Origin of the sequence: uncultured Campylobacter sp., assembly GCF_937981295.1 — a bacterium.
GTDB lineage: Bacteria > Campylobacterota > Campylobacteria > Campylobacterales > Campylobacteraceae > Campylobacter_B.
The window spans coordinates 1-19,170 of the sequence record NZ_CALJPC010000018.1 but is presented as its reverse complement, the minus strand read 5'-3'; the positions used below and the strand labels follow the sequence as shown (position 1 = coordinate 19,170).

Below are 19,170 nucleotides of genomic sequence, written 5' to 3'. Positions count from 1 at the left end.
TGCGGGAGTTTGTGGAGTTTTACTACTCGCGCTACGAAGCGATCGGCAACGAAACGGATTCTAGCAATGAACGAGCAAAGTGGCTTTAAAATTTCGAACCCAAACCGCGCCTTAAAACATGAGAAGCGAGTAAAATTTTGCCGTTAAATTTTCTTAAAATTCTGTTTTAAAATTTTATCGGAGCTTCAAAATACGACGTTAAAATAAAGCGTAGAAATTTAACTCAAATTTATGTGGCGAAAGCCGTAATTTAAATTTAACCCAGGCGTAGCCTGCACCGCTAGCGTCGCGCGGGTGGGAGTTGGTAATGGGGCGCCCCGCTAACTCTGAAGCGCCGCCCCCTTACGAATATCGCGCATAATGCACCCAAGCGCTAAGTTATATCCATGAAATTTTATAGAAACTTACAAAATAAAATTTTATCTCTAAATTTATACTGTGTTTTCTATTTCTTTTAGGGCGGGAAGGGGGCCCAATTACGAGGTCACACTTCTCGCAGAACGCCGCCTCCGCAGCACCGCATTGCTCTGCTCGTCCACAAACCCCACCCATCCCCCGACGATGCCAGAGGTACGGACTGCGTCCGAGCATTTTTATTTAACGGCTTGCGTTACATACTTTGATTTTAAAATTCCTCGCTGCAAAATTCTAAATTTAGTAGTAGAATTCCGCACTGGGGAGTTATAAATTTCTATTCGCAGACTATGCGCGCGGAGTTCTTTCGGGATTTTAGAATTCCGCGGAATTTTAAGGGGAAAATATGAGCTATTTTAAAAATTTACTCTCTGATTTGCGAAACGGCAGGCTCGCGCTGCACCCGATTTTGCTTGCGGCGACGTTTTGCATAGTGAAAATTTCGTGGCCTTATTTAATAGGACCTACGGGCGATGATGGCTCGGGCGGGACAATCTTCGGTAACTTCATATTTTGGGACCTTGCAGCATGCGCGTGTTTCATAGCGCTGGGCGCACATCTTGTCTATGTGGCGGGGCGCGGCAGCAAAAACAGCCAAAGTAGTAGCTGCGAAAACAGCGACTACGAAGGCGCGATGCAACCCCGTGGGCTGCGCTATTTAGTCGTGCTACGCGCTATCTTATGTGCCCTATGTATCATCGCTTGCGTGGTGGGCTATCTTACCGCGGATGTAAATCACCAAAAATTAGGCGTTCTAAATTGGTTTTTTCCGACCGCGCTAGCAAGCGCTTTCATATATTTGGTTGCGATCTGGGTTGTTACGACCGACTCTGAAATAATAGCTTGGGGCGCTGTCTTTGGAACAAGCTATGTAGTCGCTTGCTATGTGGTTTGCAGATGTTTTTTTGCCATTCCTGGGGGATATGGCGGGTTTGCATTTTGGAAAGGGCTGGAGATAATATTTCCGCTAATTTGGGCGTTTCATTTCAAACGCGCCTACAAAAAGCGCCTAGCAGAGGAGATGCGCGAGGCGTAACGACAAGCTGAGCGCAGAATTTTAGCAAAAATTTTGCCGCCAACCGCAGTTTAAAATTAGCGCGAGCGTAGCTCGCCCTTTGAGCGTGCCAGGGGTTGGGGGATTTTAAGGGGGAAGGGGAGCGCCTCGCAAGTAGCGCCCCTTCCCTCTTAAGAGAAAACGCTGCCACGCCCCAAATTCTAGAGGCAAATTCTACATAGAGAAATTTTAAATTTATTACAAAATGAAATTCCGTTTAAATTTTAGCCCGCGATATGTTTCTCTTGGGGCGGGAAGGGGTCCCATTGCGAGGTCACACTTCTTGCAGGACGCCGCCTCCACAGCACCGCATTGCTCTGCTCGCCCCAAAACCCCACCCAACCCCCGACGACGCTTTAAGCGGTGCAGGCTACGCCTATGTTAAATTTACTAAGTAGATGAATACAAAACTGTGATTCTTGCGATATAAAAATTTAACGCGAACCGCAAGGCTCGCCCCTTGAGCGCGCTGGGGGTTGGGGGATTTTTTTAAAAAAAGAGGGGGCGCTCTTATAAAACGAGCGTAGCGACGCAAGGCTCTTAGCCTGGCAGCGTTTCTTGCGAGCGCAAGCGAAGCACAGAGTAAGTAGAGCCCATCCCCCTTAAGAGAAAACATTGCCGCGAGTAAATTCCAAAGATAGAATTTTACATAGCGAAATTCTAGAATTTTAAATTTATATCGCGAATTTTACGAGCCGTAAATTTAAAAGCAAAGCTTTAAATTTCAACGTCCATATCCACGGGCTCGATCTGCAGCCCGCGCAGATCTGCGAGATGCCGCACCGCGGCGTCCGTCTCGGCATTTTTGGGAAGGACGATGTGAAAGCCGCGATCAAACGCCAAGAAAAAATTCTCCCCGCCCGCGGCGATTCGATTTAACGAACGTGCGACAAATTTCTCGCTTGCGCGCGGCTCGCCCTTTGAAAATGAAATTTCATCTTCGCCCGCGATAAATTCCATCTCTACGCTCGAGTCTTGCGCGAGTTTGGCGGCAGTCAGATGCTTTCTTAGCATGCGGCGGTAAAATTTCGGATAAAAAATAAGCCACGCCGCACCCAAAATAACCGACGCCACACTCGCAATCGGCGCCGTTTTTAAAAGCCCGTCGATGATGATGCCCATGAGCAAGAACTCAAATGGTATGGCGTAAGTGCTGACTAGACGCTGCTTGCGCGCCTTTTTGCTGTAAAGAAGCATAAATTTATTGAGGTTATCGACGTCGCGATTGGTGATACGTACTTTCATATTTTTCCTTTAATTTTTGCGTAATTGTAGCGAAGCCGCCTTAAATTTGCGTCCGTTAACTTCCGTGAGATAAAATCCCGTTTTTAAAGGAGCGCCCGTGAAATCTTTACTAAAAATCAACGGATTTTTGCCGTTTTTGGCGATTATGTTTATCAATGCAAGCGTCGATCTGGGCCATAAGATCACGATTCAAAACGTCCTTGTTAAAAGCGCCGATTCGGGCGCCCTCATCGCCCTTACCTCGCTTGTAAATTTGCTGATTTTACTGCCTTACGTATTTCTTTTTAGCGCCAGCGGCTATCTCAACGACAAATTCTCGCGCACCCGCATTACGCGGATCTGCGCGAAACTCGGCGTCGCGCTTACCGCGCTTATTACGCTCGGATATCTGTGCGGATGGTTTTATTTCGCATTTTTTATGACGATCCTGCTTGCGGCGCAAAGCGCGATCTACTCGCCCGCCAAATACGGTCTGATTAAAAAGATCGTCGGCGCGAAAAATTTAGGCGCTGCAAACGGCCTCGTGCAGGCTCTTACCATCATCGCGATTCTGCTTTCATCGCTTGTTTTTTCGGTGATTTTCGAGCTATTTGCAGCCCGCAGCAGCGATGCGGGCGAGCTGATGAGCTCGGTTTGGTTCATCGGCGTGCTTTTGGTCGCGGGCTCCGCGCTTGAAACATACTACTCGTATAAAATTCCATTCTTCGACGCCGCGCAACCACAGGCGGAATTTAATAAAGACGACTATCTTAAGCTTCGCTATCTAAGACAAAATTTAAATTTTGTACTAAAAGACAAAAACGTCCTGCTCTGCACGCTGGGACTTTCGATGTTTTGGGCAGTCTCACAGCTCGTGATCGCGACCTTCCCGGCTCACTACAAAGCTCTTAGCGGCAGCGATAACGTAATGGTGATCCAGGTGATCTTAGCTCTTAGTGCGATCGGAATCGCGCTAGGCTCGATCTTTGCGGGCAGCTACTGCAAAAAGCATATCGAGCTCGGTATCGTGCCGTTCGGCGCATTCGGTCTGGCGCTCGCGCTAATGGTGCTAGCCAACGCGCACTCGGTATTTTGGCTCGGCACGGCGTCGTTTTTCTTCGGATTTAGCGGCGGAATTTTCATCGTGCCGCTCAACGCCGTCATTCAGTTTTTCACCGCCGATGAGCGCATGGGACGGGTGCTCGCAGGCTCAAATTTCATCCAAAATATCTTTATGGTGCTGTTTTTGCTCATCGCCATCATCTTGGTGCATTTTGCGGTCGCCAGCGGCGAAATTTTCGTTATGGCGGCGCTGTGCGTACTTATCTGCGGGATCTTCGGCGCAAAATATCTGCCGCAGCTTTTCGTTAGAATTTTACTCATTCCGTTTATGAAATTTGGCTATCAAGTCCACGTAGACGGCATCGAAAACATCCCGCAAAAAGGCGGAGTGCTGCTTTTAGGAAACCATATCAGCTGGATCGATTGGGCGGTGGTACAGCTTGCCTGCCCGCGCGGGGTGCGCTTTGTGATGCATCGTAGCTACTACGATCTGTGGTATTTGAAGTGGTTTTTTAAAATTTTCCGCGTCATTCCGATCGGAGCGGGTGTGAGCAAAAGCGCGATCGAAAGCATCCGCGAGGCGCTGAATGCTGGTGAAGTGGTCGGACTCTTCCCCGAGGGTCACATCAGCTACAACGGCCGCATAGACGAGTTTCAGGGCGGATTTGAGCTCGCCGCGCACGATACGAACTCCGTCATCGTGCCTTTTTATATCAGAGGGCTTTGGGGATCGACGTTTTCGCGCGCCAGCGAGCATTATAAAAGAACGATTTCGCAAAGCGGCAAAAACGCACTTCGCGTAAGCTTCGGCGCGCCGATCGAGGCAAATTCCAAGGCGCACGAAGTAAAGCGCGCGGTAACGGAGCTGTCGTTTTTCAGCTGGGGCAAATACCTCGCAAGCCTAAAGCCGCTTGCTTACAACTGGCTAAATCAGGCCAAACGATCGCCTTTTAAGCGCGTGGCGGTCGATAGCACTGGAGTGAGCTTCACAAATTTAGCGATGATGAGCGCCGTTTTGATACTTCGCAAAAGGCTAAAGAGCCGCATAAGCAGCGAGGAAAACGTCGGTATCATTTTGCCTAGCTCGGTCATCGCAAGCGCCGTAAATTTAACGCTTTTTGCGATGGGCAAAACGAGCGTAAATTTAAACTACACGCTAAGCGAGGAAAATTTAATATATTGCGCGGATAAAGCAAATATCCGCACGATCATCAGCTCGCGCAAATTCGTAGAAAAGCTCAAATCAAAGGGCTTTGAGCTGGAGGGTTCGATCGGCGATCGGCTCGTGTATCTTGAAGATCTAAGCGAGGGCACCTCTAAAAATGAGCGCATAGCCTGCGCGCTAAAATCGCTGCTGATGCCTAAAATTTTATTTCGCGCGCTGTATTTTAAGCCGCACGCGATAGATGACGTAGCGACCATTTTATTTAGCAGCGGCAGCGAGGGAAAGCCCAAAGGCGTGGTTCTGACGCATAAAAATATAATGGCAAACGTCCGTCAAATTTCAGAGCTCATAAACGCCACCGAGCACGACGCGATTTTAGCGTCGCTGCCGATCTTTCACTGCTTCGGGCTTACCGTAACGACGCTATTTCCGCTAAACGACGGAATTTTAAGCATCCACGTGCCCGATCCTACGGACGCCTTTAGCGTCGGCAAGATGAGCGCAAAATACGGTGCTACGATAATGTTCGGCACGTCGACGTTTTTTAGACTCTACACCAAAAATAAAAGGCTCAATCCGCTTATGCTGGCAAGCATTCGCCTAGCGATTGCGGGCGCGGAGAAGCTAAACGAAAACGTCCGCAAGGAATTTAAGATAAAATTCGGCATCGAAATTTACGAGGGCTACGGCACGACCGAGACTGCGCCGGTGGTGAGCGTAAATACACCGAACGTCCTTGAGCCCGATTTTTTCAAAGAGCTTTACTTCAACCGCGAAAAGAGCGTCGGCTTGCCGCTTGCGGGCACGGTCATAAAGATCACCGATCCAGCTTCGCTGCAGCCGCTGCCAAACGGGCAAGAGGGGCTTATCTTAATCGGCGGACATCAGGTTATGAAGGAATACTACGATGAGCCGGCCAAAACCGCTGAGGCGATCGCGCAAATGGACGGTGTGCGCTACTACAAGAGCGGCGACATCGGCTATATCGACGACGACGGGTTTTTATTTATCACCGACCGCCTTTCGCGCTTTGCCAAAATCGGCGGCGAGATGATCAGCCTGGGCGCGGTAGAGAGCGCCGTGGGCGAAATTTTAGGCGAAAGCGCGATCTATTCGTGCGTAAACCTAAAAGACGAGAAAAAGGGCGAGAAGATCGCTCTGCTTTACGTGGGCGAGGCGAGCGAGGATGAAATTTCGCGCCGCCTGAAGGACTCCGCGCTGGCGCCGATAATGCAGCCAAGCGTCGTAAAAAAAGTGGAGCAAATCCCGGTGCTCGGCAGCGGCAAGGTAAATCTCAAAGCGGTAAAGGATCTGGCGATAGAGCTGGGGCTTTGGGGCAAAAAGACTAAATTTTTATAAAGTGCAATGCTAGACTAATTAGCGAAATTACCAAAGATAGAGTGCAAATCATATAAATTTTAATGCTACTTTTAGTTTGAAGTTTGCGCAAGATTTCAGAATTTTGTGCTATCAAAGCTGCATTCTTTGCTATAAGCTCGTCTTGCTTGGTGTCTAGATTATTTTTATCATCTAGATTTAAAATAATCTTCTCAATATTTTTTGCATTACTAGTAATTGCTGCTTCTTGAGCGTCATCGATTTGAGCTTTACTATTTAGCGTAGTGTAAATTTGATTAATTTGTTGAGACATTTGCTCATGTTTATCGTCAAGCCTTGCCTGGTCTACTGCAAATTTTTCTGCAGCGTCTACAAGACTACGAAACGCTTTTGCACTCTCATCACTTAATTTGATAATATTTCCATTTGCATCTTTTATCCCGTTTTCAAATAGAAATGCCATAGCACGGTGTAGCGATAACGAGAATTTGCTTGTCATTTGCGTAAATTTTATAGATTCTCGTATAATTTCAGAAAGCTCGTCAATCGCATCATTCTGGCTAATTTGAGCTTTGTTTGTAAGCCTTAGTGCATCGGCTAGTTTATCTTCTCTACTCTTGCCGCAAATACCGAGCGTTATTAAATTTTTTATATCAGATCCACCTATGTCCAAGCCCTCGGCATCCGATGACAGACGTTTTGCCTTTTCTATTTTTTCTTTAGCTCCTTGGATATTTAAAAATATCTCTTGAGCTTTTTTTCTTGCTAATTCATCTAGCTCGTCTTGCGACATTTTTTCTAGAACTTCGACCGATATAGTCTCGTCCCTTACTAAATTTTCCATTTTTACTTCTCGATTGTTTTATTTAGTTTAATTCTTAAATTCTGCATCTTATCGATAAAATTCGATACCGCCATGCTTGTTTCTTGCGAACTATCACGCACTATGCGTATCGTATTCGCTAGCTTTGTTATACTTTGTTTCACATCTACGAAGAACTCGTCGTATGCCTCACTCAAAGCCACCCAGCTCAGAGCCACTTGATATGCCGATATCTCCCCACTTTTTGTTACGAGTTGAATTTGGATTTTATCAGCCTTACTTTGAGAATGAAGCTTATCCATAAAATAAATTACTATAGTCGTTAGTACCCCACCCAGAATTGCAGATAAGCACGCGCTTACGATATCTCCCACACTTTTGCCTATTACCGGTACTATAAAGGAAAAAATAGGCGTCAAAACAGGAATGCTTAGCAAAAATTTATCTATAGCTTCGCTCAGCCCTAGCGATAGAGCGCCAATTAATCCAGCAGTTAATACTTTAACGGCTTGATAGCCAACCTCATCTTTATCTAAACCCCTAGGTGGATTAACTAAAATCTTAACTGCCTCTTTTAACGAGACGAATCCTGCTCTTATCATCGCCACGAAGCGTTTTAACGTGGTAGCAAAAACGTTGATTAAAAATACGCCCAAATTTGATATAAAAGATGTTAATCCTTCCTCTATACTGCCTGCCACCAAATCTTTCCATTTCGATTTCAGACTATCTAAAATTTCACTCATTCTAGTCTTAAATCTCACCCAAATTTCACCGAAGCTCTCCTTCCCTCTTTGTTTAAAAGCAAGCTTAATTTCGGTTATAGCTCCTTGTGCAATTTCTCTCATAGCAACGCCTATAACTGTGTATGCCATTATCTTGGTGATATCTTTACAACCTGTAGTCAAGAGTTCTTTTGAGTATTTTTTAACCTTTGCCTTATCTATTTCACCATAGACAAATTTTCTAGCCTTCTTATCTTTTTGCATAGCTTTCTGCTCATCAATGCCAAATTTTTCAGCCTTTCTTTGCCCCGTCTTTTTATCTTCCTTATTCAGAAAAACTTTCATCTCATCGCTACCTTTCGACTGATTTATGCTGCCATCGATAAGAGCTAGATTTTCTTTATCTGCCGCAATTTTGGCGCGTTCCTCGGGGCTTAGAGCCAAATTTGCAGACACAGAGCTTTCTATCTCTTTTACCGACACAATATGATCTAAGTGCACCCTGCCATATTTTGGTAAATTTCTGCCAGTGTATTCATCTATTATGATGGCTTCATTCTGAAGGGCTTCGTTTCGTCTTTTTACTAGTGGCTTATCGTATCCTACTTTATTTCTTACTTCTAAGTATTTGCCATTACGATTTGCTATCATATCGCTATATCTTGCAGCGTCTGCTTCATTTGCCGTTATACCTTTTTCAAAATTATGCACGGTCGTTACGCTACCTCCGTCTCTTGCATCTATAATTAGGCTAGCCAGCCCAAATTGTGACGTAATAGCGCTAATTGCACTAGCTTCACAAAGATGTAAAAGCGTGCTGGTTTGATTTTCCGGAAGCTTGGAGTGCAAATTTGAAAGTTCGTCTAGAGCATTTTGCAAGCCATCTGCAAGTTCTATCTTTAAGCTTTTATGATCAAAAAGTTCGTTAAGCTCTTTTTCCGTTTTAGAAAAGTCTTTATTGAAATACGTGCTTTTAGGTGATTTAGAGAGAAAACTAGCCATTGCAAATCTTTTTTAAAATTTTAAAAGAAATATTTTACTCAGCACTTCTTATATATTGCTTAATTTTATGTAACTACGAAAATTCTAAAATTTCTGTATTTTAATTAGTGCTAAATTTAAGAAGTTATAACTAAATCTGTAAGAACAGTGCTGCGAAGCGCACGCTCCGCGGCAAATTTAAAGGAGGACTATTTAAAAGATGGAGCAATCTGCGCTACCCACGCCTCGATGCGGCTCTCGGTGAGATCGCTTTGATTGTCATTGTCTAGCGCAAGGCCAACGAATTTGCCATCCACTACAGCCTTGCTCTCGTCGAATTCATATCCGTCGGTAGGCACTGCACCTACGATATTTGCACCCGCTTTTTTGAAGTTATCGTATAGCTCGCGCATTGCGTTGCAGTAGGCGTCGCTGTAGCTTGAGCTATCGCCCATGCCAAAAATCGCGACGGTCTTGCCCGCGACATCAAGGGCTGAGAAATCAAAGCCCGCCCAGTCGTCTTGTAGCTCGCCGTCGTTCCATGTAGAGCTGCCGATGATGAGCGCGGTGTATTTATTTAGATCTACAGGCGTGATGTCCGCAACATTTTTAAGCTCGTTTTCTATGCCTAGCTTTTCTGAGATCAGCTTCGCGGCGTCCTCAGTATTGCCCATCGAGCTTCCAAAAATAATTCCAACCATTTGGTATCCTTTTAATAAATTTTGTCGGTAAGCTTGTATGGTACTAATTTCATAATGAAATTTCCCTTAAAGCATTCGCTTTTTATCTCGATATGACGTGTGAAATTCTCGTTTTTAGGATATACGAGATACAAAGCATCGAGGTTTGCTCCGCAGCAAAGCTCTAGCGCTTTTTTTATATCATTATCATAAATGGCTGGATTTTGAGGTAGAATTTTTTTAAAGCTCGTAACCACGCCTAGGCTAAAGCCGCTCTTGCGAACTACGATGAGCTCGCCTGATTTGCCCACAAGCTGCAGCTGTGCGCCTGCATTGCGAAGCGCGATTTTGCAAAATACGAAGTTGCGAAACGCATCGTCTCCGTTTAGCAGCAATCCGCTACGCAGACTCACGATTGCGCGAGTTAGCTTATAAGCGGGCTTAGCGGCAAATACTGGCAGCGGCATGCCGCGCAGATAAGCAAAGATTATCGCGTTATCCGCTGCGCAAAATTTCACGGCGGGCTTGAAACGGTAAATTTTACGAGCCCCGCGCCTAAGTTCGGAAGCGATAAAATTTAAAAATGCCGCTCGAAATTGCATCTCGCCCTGCAAATACTTGGGCGAAATTCTATAATCCGCATTAACGTTAAAATTATATAGAGCTAGCATCGCCCGCGCTCGCGAAGCCGCATTATAATCCCGCAGCGCCTCTGGCACAATCTCGCGCCCGTTCGCATCAAAGCCAAAAATCTCGCCACCAAATAATTTTTTATTAAAAGCTTCGACATTTAAAATTTCATCATCAATAAGCTCTTTATCGCGCCACAGATCCGCTTTTTGGCATTTTTCGCATGCTGCGATACCTCGTTTTGGCGCGGCAATATCTCGTAACAAAGCTGATTTCTCGTCCGAACGCTTAGCGCAGAAAAAATTCTTTTGCGCGGAGCTAGTGTCGTAAAAAGCCTTTGCCGTTAAATTCCTATTCGCGCCGCCCTTTTGCGCGCTCTTTGCAGCGCACGACTTAGAGACATTATGATTAAGCACGCTCGATTTACCGCTTGAAAACTTTTTAGATTTGCCGCTAAATTTCTTGCTTTCGGTGTACGCAAAGCAAGTAGCGTTAAATTTGCTAGAATTTAAAAAATCCTTGAAATTTAGCTCGCCAGCTTCATCTTTGTAAGCATTTGATTGCGGCGTAGTGCGCGACCTTTTAACCGCTTGCCTGGACTTGCCGGCATTATTTAAATTCCTTGGAATTTTAATCATTTTCGCAAGGCTTGCAACCGAATTCTTGATTTAAATTGAAGACCTTACAGTATTCGCAAAATACGCAGCTAACGCTTCTTTTAGCGCATACGAGCGGGATTTTACGCTTTTTTACTTCGCCTTTGATTTTTTTCATCGTGTTGTGGTTTAAAAAGCTCGTAAGCATAACGACGCACTCGGTATCTTGCGGGATCGGCTTACGATTTACACGATTTTCGTTTCGTGCGTCCCAGTGCTCGATGTTGCTCGCGCCAAGGTCTTTTAAAACCGCCTTAATGGGTGTAATCTCATCTGCTCCTATAACTAAAACATTCATTTCATCCCCTTTTATGATTGATATTCGTTATTATAACAGAGAAAGATTAAATTTAACTGATAATGTATATAAAAATTTAAAATTATAAGCCGGAATTTTACCGGCTTATATTTGATATTTACTCGCCTAAAGCTAGACTTACTGCCGCATCGATGTGGATCTGCGTAGTATCGAATAGCCACGCGGCGGTATCTACTTGCGATACGAGCAGCCCAATCTCCGTGCAGCCCAGTATCACTCCCTGCGCGCCGCGAGCCCTAAGTCCTTCAATAATCCGTAAAAATTTCTCTTTGGAGTGCGGTAAGATTTTACCGAAGCAAAGCTCATCAAAAATTACTTCGTTTACCGCTTCCATTTCGTCCGCATTTGGCACGAGTACCTCTACGCCGCCATCTATCAAGCGCTGTTTGTAAAAATCCTGCGTCATCGTGTAGATCGTGCCGAGCAGCCCTACTTTTTGCACGCCACGTTTTCGCAGCTCATTTAGCGTAGCGTCTGCGATATGCACGAAAGGCACGGAGATAGCGGCATTTATTGCCTCGTAGCACTTATGCATCGTGTTAGTGCAAAGAAAAATATAATCCGCTCCGCCGCTTTGCAAAACCCGCGCGTGGCTAGCTAGAATTTCGCCCGCCTTGCCCCACTCATTATCTCTTTGACACCGCTCGATCTCGTCGAAATTTAGACTGCTTAGCAGGATTTCGCCGCTACTTAGCCCACCTAGACGCTCGTTAATTTTGCGATTGATCCCATCATAATAGGTAATCGTAGATTCGTAACTCATGCCGCCGATTAGTCCGATTTTTTTCATGGATTTTCCTTTTGGAATTTAACGAAATTCCTGGGTCACAAATTCTGCGACCCGGAATTCTAAAAACTAACTACAACGCTTAAGCATTCTCGCTCGCGGCGTCCGTAGAGGCAACCTCATCGCCGAAATCGGCATTGGCAAGCCGCTTGAGCTGGCGGTAGCGCCTCATCGCATCGGCTTTGTTGGCTTCATAAAGCTTGCCCGCGTGCTCAGGATCGATCTTTTTAAGCGCGTTATAGCGCACTTCGTTTAGCAAAAATTCCTCATAAAGGCTCCAGTCCGGCTCTTTAGATGAAATTTTAAGCGGATTTTTGCCCTCAGCCGCGAGCCGCGGATCGAAGGTGTAGGTCGGCCAATAGCCGCATTTGCTCGCAAGCTCGGCTTGATCGCCGGAGCTGCCCATGCCGCCTTTGATGCCGTGCGCGATACACGGCGAATACGCGATGATAAGGCTAGGTCCCGGGTAGGCCTCCGCTGCCATGATCGCCTTTAGCGTCGCAGCTTGGTTTGCGTTGGAATTTACCTGCGCGACGAAGATATTGCCGTAGGTCATCGCGATCTGACCGAGGTCCTTTTTCTGCACCGCCTTGCCGCCTGCGGTAAACTGCGCGATAGAGCCGCGGCGGCTAGCCTTGGAGCTCTGTCCGCCCGTGTTTGAGTAAACCTCCGTATCCAGCACCAACACGTTTACGTCCTCGCCGGTAGCCAGCACGTGATCAAGTCCGCCGTAGCCGATGTCGTAAGCCCAGCCGTCGCCGCCGATGATCCATTGCGATTTTTTGTTTAGATACTGCTTCAGTTCTAAAATTTCACGAACCCCCGGTGCGTCCAAATTTTGTTCTAGTAGCGGCACTAGCCTATCTCTGATCTGAGCGGATTTTAGCGTATCGTCTCTGCTTTCGATCCAGTCGTTATAAAGCGCCTTTAGCGCGTTTGGCACGCTTGAGAGCGAGCCTAGCATCAGATCCTCGATCTTATGGCGCAGCGTCTCGCTTGCGATCTTCATTCCCAGCCCGAACTCGGCATTGTCCTCAAAAAGCGAGTTCGCCCACGCGACGCCGCGGCCGTTCTCGTCCTTGCGGTACGGCATCGAAGGCGCCGATCCGCCGTAGATCGAGCTACAGCCCGTGGCGTTGGCTACGATCATATGATCGCCGAAAAGTCGCGTGATCAGCGTGATATACGGCGTCTCGCCGCATCCCGGACATGCGCCGTGAAATTCAAAATACGGGCGCGCAAATCCCACACCCTTGACGCTTGATCTATCCATCAAATCGTCTTTGTATCTTACGTGCTCGAATAAAAAGTCCGCACTCTCCTGCTCACCCTTAGCGAGTTCTTCTTCAAGCGGCACCATGACGAGCGATTTTTCCTTGCTCGGGCAGTTTTCGGCGCAAAGCGCACAGCCCGTGCAATCTAGCGGGCTTACTTGGATCTTATATTTTAGCCCCTTTAGCTCCTTGCCCTTGGCTTCTAGCAGGTGATCTTTTAAATTTAAAGGCGCGGCGGCCTCGTCCTTTTCGTCTAGCAAAAACGCTCTGATTACGGCGTGTGGGCAGACGAAGGCGCATTGGTTGCACTGGATGCAGTTTTGCTCGATCCATTTAGGCACCGTGACGCCCACGCCGCGCTTTTCAAATCGCGTCGTGCCCGCATCAAACCCGCCGTCCTCGTGCCCCAAAAACGCCGACACCGGTAAGCTATCGCCTCGCGCTGCGTTCATCGGTTTTACGATCTTTTCTATAAAATCGTCGCCCTTGTATTTGTCGTCCGCGCCCGCTGCGTCGTCCTTTAAATTTGCCCACGCAGGATCGACCGCCACCTGCACCAAAGCGTCCGCGCCCCTATCGATCGCGTCGCAGTTCATCGCCACGACCGCTTCGCCCTTTTTGGCGTAGGTTTTCTTGGCGTATTCCTTCATATAGCTCTGCGCCTGCTCGAACGGAATGATGCCGCTAAGCTTGAAAAACGCCGATTGCATGATCGTATTGGTGCGGCCTCCGAGCCCTATATCGCGTGCTAGCTTGGTGGCGTTTAGGATGTAAAATTTCACCCGTCTGGCAGCTAGAATTTTTTTGACCTTGTTTGGAAGCTTCGCTGCCGTCTGCTCGGCATCCCAGATGGAATTTAAAAGGAAGGTGCCGCCCTCACGGATGCCCCCGATGACGTCGTAGATGTCCAGATACGCAGCGACTGAGCAAGCGACGAAATGCGGATTTGAGACGAGATAGGTCGATCGGATCGGTCTTTTGCCGAAGCGCAGGTGCGAGCGCGTGTAGCCGCCCGATTTTTTGCTGTCGTAGGCGAAATACGCCTGCGCATAAAGATCGGTTTTGTCGCCGATAATTTTGACGGAATTTTTATTCGCGCCCACGGTGCCGTCTGCGCCCAGGCCGTAAAACAGGCACTCGGTCTCATCCTCGTAGCCGAGCGAAATTTTATCTCCCACGGGTAGAGATAGATGAGTCACGTCGTCGTCGATGCCGATCGTAAAGCCGTTTTTAGGCTCGTCCGCCTTTAAATTTTCATACACGGCGATTAGCTGCGCTGGATCAACGTCCTTAGAGCTTAGCCCATACCTGCCGCCCACGATGAGCGGAGCATCCTCGCGCCCGTAAAATGCGGCCTTTATATCCAAATACAGCGGCTCGCCGAGGCTGCCGGGCTCCTTCGTGCGATCGAGCACGGCGATTTTACGAACGCTTTTAGGCATCGCAGCGAAGAGATATTTGAGGCTAAAAGGCCTGTAGAGATGCACTTTTAGCACGCCTACCTTCTCGCCCTTAGCATTTAGATGATCGACCACCTCTTCAAGGGCTTGGTTGACCGAGCCCATCGCGACGATCACCCGCTGCGGCTCGCTTGCGCCGTAATAGACGAAAGGCGCGTACGACCGCCCCGTGATCTTTGAAATTTCGCTCATATACTCCGCGACGATATCCGGAAGCGCGTCGTAAAATTTATTGGTTAGCTCGCGTGTCTGAAAATACACGTCGTCGTTTTGCGCCGTGCCGCGAGTTTTAGGATGTTCGGAGTTTAGCGCGTCAGCTCTAAATTTACGCACGGCCTCGCGATCGAGCAAGCGATCAAACTCGGCATAGTCCATCACCTCGATCTTTTGAATTTCATGGCTCGTGCGAAATCCGTCGAAAAAGTGCAAAAACGGCACGCGCCCCTTAATCGCCGCAAGATGCGCGATACCGCCCAGATCCATCACCTCCTGCACGCTGTCGCTTGCAAGCATCGCAAAGCCGCTTTGGCGACAGGCATAGACGTCTTGATGATCGCCGAAGATGGAGAGCGCTTGCGCCGCAAGCGCGCGCGCCGCGACGTGAATGACGCCCGGAAGCATCTGGCCTGCGATCTTATACATATTTGGAATTTTTAGCAAAAGCCCCTGCGATGCGGTGTAAGTCGTCGTAAGCGCGCCCGCTTGGAGTGAGCCGTGCACGGTGCCCGCCGCGCCGCCTTCGCTTTGCATCTCGACTACTTTAACGGGCATGCCGAAGAGGTTTTTCTTGCCCTGCGACGCCCAAATATCGGTGTAATCCGCCATCGGCGAGCTAGGCGTGATCGGATAGATGCCCGCGACCTCGGTGAAGGCGTATGAGACGTAAGCCGCCGCCTCGTTTCCGTCCATAGTTTTCATAACTTTTACCATTTTTCGTTCCTTTGGAATTATCAAATTTCACTAATTTTACATATTTATTGCTTAAAAATTTAAATGCTTCGCAAACCGAATAAAATTCTAAAGCTTTATCACAGCAGGCGGGCTACAAGCGCGATCTGCTGGCAGTTTTAGACGGGCATTGCGGGCGATTTGAGACGGGGTCTTTCGCCGCCTTGAAAATAAATTTTGCGCACTTTAAGCACAGATCGCGAGCAGCGGTAGAGATTAATGCAAATTTAGCCGTCTAACTTGAAATTCTAACCTAAATATCAAATGACGGGAATGCGCGAAAATTAAGAAATTTAAAAATGCACATACCACAAAATGGGGGGAGTCTCATATCGTTAAAATTTAGCCACTACAAAACCTCAACCGCTATACGCATCCAAGCTCGACGTAGCGAAATTTTATTTATGGCTTATAACATCGCAGCATATAAAATTTCAGCGCATTCCGCCAAATATAAGAAATTTTATTGCCACCTACCGAGCGCAGCGCAAATTTCATTTTAAATTTTCATTGATTGATCGCTACGTGAATTTTACCACACGCGACTTTGCGTTTTGAGCGTAAATTCTATTTCCGCAAGCTGCGCGGAGGATAAATTTGGCTATAATTCCCGCTTGAAATTTAGCCCAAGGCGTGGCACATATATACGGCACGGAATTTAAAATTTTAAAATTCCGAGCAGAACTCGAAAAGCTAAAAACCGCTAAATGCGCTAAATTTAAAGTCTAAATTTAAAAGCTGGAAAGAGAAAACCGATGAACGTCCATAAAATCGCTTACACGAGAGTTATCGCGCTGGCGTTTGCCGCCTTTATTTTTAACACGACGGAATTTATCCCTGTGGCTCTGCTAAGCGACATCGCGGCAGATTTTGAGATGGACGTTACGAGCACGGGGCTAATCATCACGATCTACGCGTGGGCGGTGAGCATCCTTTCGCTGCCGCTGATGCTGCTAACCTCGAAGCTTGAACGCAAGAGGCTGCTTTTGCGGCTTTTCGTGCTATTTACGCTAAGCCATGCCCTGGCTGCCATTGCGTGGAATTTTGCCGTTTTGGTAATCGCGCGCCTTGGCATCGCGATTTCGCATGCGATCTTTTGGTCGATCACCTCATCGCTCGTCGTGCGCCTAGCGCCGATAAATAAAGGCTCGCAGGCTATCGGCATGCTGGCTCTTGGGACATCGCTAGCCATGGTTTTGGGGCTTCCTTTGGGGCGCGTGGTCGGCGAGCTTTTCGGTTGGCGCATCACGTTTTTCGCAATCGGCGCGCTTGCGGCGGCGGAGGCGCTATTTCTTTGGAAAATTTTACCGTTTTTACCGAGTCGCCGCGCGGGCTCTCTTGCGAGCTTGCCGATGCTTGCAAGGCGCCCGATGCTGCTTGCTTTGTATCTGCTGACGCTTTTGATCGTAGGCGCGCATTTTACGACCTACAGCTACGTCGAGCCCTTCGTGGCGAAATTTAACCCCGCAGGCGATCACTTCGTGACCTGCGTCCTGCTTGCATTCGGCGCTTCGGGAATCGCCGCAAGCGTGCTTTTTTCAAAGCTTTACCGCTCTTTTCCAAACGCCTTTTTGATCTGCTCGATCCTTTTTATCCTAGCCTCGGTGCTGACGTTAAAAGCTTTTGTCGCAAATGACGTAGCGCTGCTGCTTGCAGCTTTCGTCTGGGGAGTGGGGATTTTCGGCTTTGGGCTTTGTTTGCAGATTAGGGTTTTGGCGCTGGCTCCCGATGCTACCGACGTCGCGATATCGATCTACTCGGCGATTTATAACGTAGGCATCGGCGGCGGAGCGCTTTTAGGGCACCAAGTCGCAACGAGATTCGGGCTTGAACACATAGGCGAGGCAGGCGCTATACTGGGCGCGCTAGGGCTTGCAAGCTACCTCTATGCAAGCGTGAAATTTGCGGAGAAAAAATAGAGCGAGCAAAAAACTAAAGATGGCACGAAATGACGCAAGAAATTTTACAAGCCTTCGTCCCGCTTAAAACCTCGCTAAACACGGCAAAAGATTGGGGCAAGCTTATGAATCGATGTTAATAGGACAAGGTTTATAGTGAAAAGGCTATTAATTACAGATAATTGTGGATTTGCAGGTTAATAAATAAAAATAAAGAGCGCTTAAAAAGATCCGCTAGTATAATAAGCAATATAGTGTTAAAGAATAAGCAAAAATACTTATGTTAAAATTTGACTTAATTGAAAATGTGTTCAGCGATGAGTTATAAAATTAAAATTGGTTGAATTAATAAATAATGAGGAAGAGATGGCATGAAACCTTTTATTAAATGGCCTGGCGGCAAAACAGAAGAACTAGGAATCATACTAAGATATATTCCTAAGAATATAAAAAATTATTACGAACCTTTTATAGGTGGTGGAGCAGTATATTTTGATATTAAAAATGCTGATAGATATTTTATAAACGATAAGTCAGATGAATTGATAAATTTATATAAATCTATAAAAGATAAGAACGAGATATTTATCTTTGCGATAAAAGAAATAGATAAATGTTGGAAAATACTAGAAAAAATATGCAAAATATATATAGAAGAGTTATCTAAAATATACAAAAGTTATAAACTAAACAAAATTCAAGAAGTTACCTTGAAAACATATATTGAAAAATTTATTTTATCAAGAGTGGACGAGTTTAATGGCATACTTAACGAAAAATTTATAGTTGATGAAGAAAGAATTGTAATAGAGCTAGCAAACAATATTTATAGAAAACTTAAAAGAATGAAAAAAATTGAAATGGAAAAAGGGGATTTGTCTATTGAAGATATAAAAGTAAATATAGAAACAGGATTTAAAAGTGGGCTATATATGCATTTTAGATTTTTATATAACAACTCACTAAGCTTATCATTGGATATAAATTTTCGAAGTGCTATATTTTATTTTATAAGAGAATATTGCTATTCATCAATGTTTAGATATAATAAAAACGGCGGGTTTAATGTTCCTTATGGTGGAAGTAGTTATAATGGTAAATATTTGACTAAAAAAATCGAATATATTACTGGTAACGAAATCCATGATAAATTTATTCACACGGAAATATTTTCAATGGATTTTGAAGATTTTCTTAAAGATATGCGTATAAAAAAGGGGGATTTTATTTTTTTAGACCCGCCATATATTTCATCTTTTTCAGCATATGCAAATAATGAATTTTTGATTGAAGACCATATTAGATTGGCAGATTTTTGTAAACACACCAAGGCCAATTTTATGCTTGTTATAAAAAATACTGATTTTATCTATGAGCTTTATAAAGATTTTAACATCACGACATTTGATAAAAAATATGTTGTAAGTTTTCAAAATAGAAATGATAAAGAAGCAGAACATTTGCTTGTAACAAATTATGATTGGAAGGAGTAGCAAAATGCATTCAGAAGCTGAGATAAGGAGAGCAATAAGACCCTTGCTTGATAAATACGGAGAGTTAGATACATCAGAAATAAAGCAGAAACTAGAAGAGGTATTGTTTTACGATGAAGAGGACCGTACTCAATCTTCAACTAGAAATGAAATTATGATATTGCAACGGATAGGAAATATAGTTGCACACCAGCAAGATGTAGTTAAAGAATATTCGGAAGGCTTTATTGTTGATAAGA

14 protein-coding genes are annotated in these 19,170 nt (G+C 45.9%); 6 read left to right on the top strand and 8 right to left on the bottom strand.

Annotation, left to right across the window (positions count from 1 at the left end; genetic code table 11):
* Positions 1 to 760: 760 nt before the first annotated feature.
* Positions 761 to 1,450: a hypothetical protein gene (locus Q0135_RS02015; RefSeq protein ID WP_297987837.1), complete on the top strand. Its 690-nt coding sequence runs from the start codon at positions 761 to 763 to the stop codon at positions 1,448 to 1,450.
* Positions 1,451 to 1,734: 284 nt separating this feature from the next.
* Positions 1,735 to 1,866: a hypothetical protein gene (locus Q0135_RS02010; protein WP_297987835.1), complete on the top strand. Its 132-nt coding sequence runs from the start codon at positions 1,735 to 1,737 to the stop codon at positions 1,864 to 1,866.
* A gap of 319 nt (positions 1,867 to 2,185) precedes the next feature.
* On the opposite strand, the gene Q0135_RS02005 is transcribed toward Q0135_RS02010, so the two are convergent.
* Positions 2,186 to 2,713: a hypothetical protein gene (locus Q0135_RS02005; RefSeq protein WP_297987834.1), complete on the bottom strand. Its 528-nt coding sequence runs from the start codon at positions 2,711 to 2,713 to the stop codon at positions 2,186 to 2,188.
* 97 nt (positions 2,714 to 2,810) lie between these two features.
* Between Q0135_RS02005 and Q0135_RS02000 the strand changes: the two genes are divergently transcribed.
* Positions 2,811 to 6,278, top strand: coding sequence for an acyl-[ACP]--phospholipid O-acyltransferase (locus tag Q0135_RS02000; RefSeq protein WP_297987833.1), 3,468 nt, complete (start codon positions 2,811 to 2,813; stop codon positions 6,276 to 6,278).
* Here Q0135_RS02000 and Q0135_RS01995 read toward each other — a convergent pair.
* The 7 genes from Q0135_RS01995 to nifJ all read right to left on the bottom strand — a co-directional run bounded on the left by Q0135_RS01995 (position 6,265) and on the right by nifJ (position 15,522).
* The gene (locus Q0135_RS01995) at positions 6,265 to 7,101 is read right to left on the bottom strand and encodes a hypothetical protein (protein WP_297964077.1); all 837 of its coding nucleotides are present in this window, start codon (positions 7,099 to 7,101) and stop codon (positions 6,265 to 6,267) included. The genes Q0135_RS02000 and Q0135_RS01995 overlap by 14 nt on opposite strands.
* Before the next feature lie 2 nt (positions 7,102 to 7,103).
* The gene (locus Q0135_RS01990) at positions 7,104 to 8,807 is read right to left on the bottom strand and encodes a hypothetical protein (protein WP_297987831.1); all 1,704 of its coding nucleotides are present in this window, start codon (positions 8,805 to 8,807) and stop codon (positions 7,104 to 7,106) included.
* A 188-nt stretch (positions 8,808 to 8,995) separates the two neighbouring features.
* Positions 8,996 to 9,487, bottom strand: coding sequence for a flavodoxin FldA (fldA, locus tag Q0135_RS01985; RefSeq protein WP_297987828.1), 492 nt, complete (start codon positions 9,485 to 9,487; stop codon positions 8,996 to 8,998).
* 11 nt (positions 9,488 to 9,498) lie between these two features.
* Positions 9,499 to 10,734: a hypothetical protein gene (locus tag Q0135_RS01980; protein WP_297987826.1), complete on the bottom strand. Its 1,236-nt coding sequence runs from the start codon at positions 10,732 to 10,734 to the stop codon at positions 9,499 to 9,501.
* Positions 10,727 to 11,050 (bottom strand): DUF2325 domain-containing protein, encoded by a 324-nt coding sequence (locus Q0135_RS01975; protein WP_297987824.1) that lies wholly within the window; start codon positions 11,048 to 11,050, stop codon positions 10,727 to 10,729. Before Q0135_RS01975 ends, Q0135_RS01980 begins: the two co-directional genes overlap by 8 nt.
* Positions 11,051 to 11,168: 118 nt before the next feature.
* Complete coding sequence (locus Q0135_RS01970) at positions 11,169 to 11,861, bottom strand: aspartate/glutamate racemase family protein (protein WP_297987822.1); 693 nt, start codon at positions 11,859 to 11,861, stop codon at positions 11,169 to 11,171.
* A 79-nt stretch (positions 11,862 to 11,940) separates the two neighbouring features.
* A complete protein-coding gene (gene nifJ, locus Q0135_RS01965) occupies positions 11,941 to 15,522 on the bottom strand; it encodes a pyruvate:ferredoxin (flavodoxin) oxidoreductase (RefSeq protein WP_297987820.1) in 3,582 nt (1,193 codons plus the stop codon).
* Positions 15,523 to 16,295: 773 nt separating this feature from the next.
* On the opposite strand from nifJ, the gene Q0135_RS01960 reads away from it, so the two are divergent.
* The 3 genes from Q0135_RS01960 to Q0135_RS01950 form a co-directional block, all read left to right on the top strand.
* Positions 16,296 to 17,459 (top strand): sugar transporter, encoded by a 1,164-nt coding sequence (locus Q0135_RS01960; protein ID WP_297987818.1) that lies wholly within the window; start codon positions 16,296 to 16,298, stop codon positions 17,457 to 17,459.
* A gap of 350 nt (positions 17,460 to 17,809) precedes the next feature.
* A complete protein-coding gene (locus Q0135_RS01955) occupies positions 17,810 to 18,931 on the top strand; it encodes a DNA adenine methylase (protein ID WP_297987816.1) in 1,122 nt (373 codons plus the stop codon).
* Positions 18,932 to 18,935: 4 nt separating this feature from the next.
* Positions 18,936 to 19,170, top strand: a 235-nt coding sequence (locus tag Q0135_RS01950; protein WP_297987813.1) for a hypothetical protein, incomplete at its 3' end; no start/stop codon positions are given.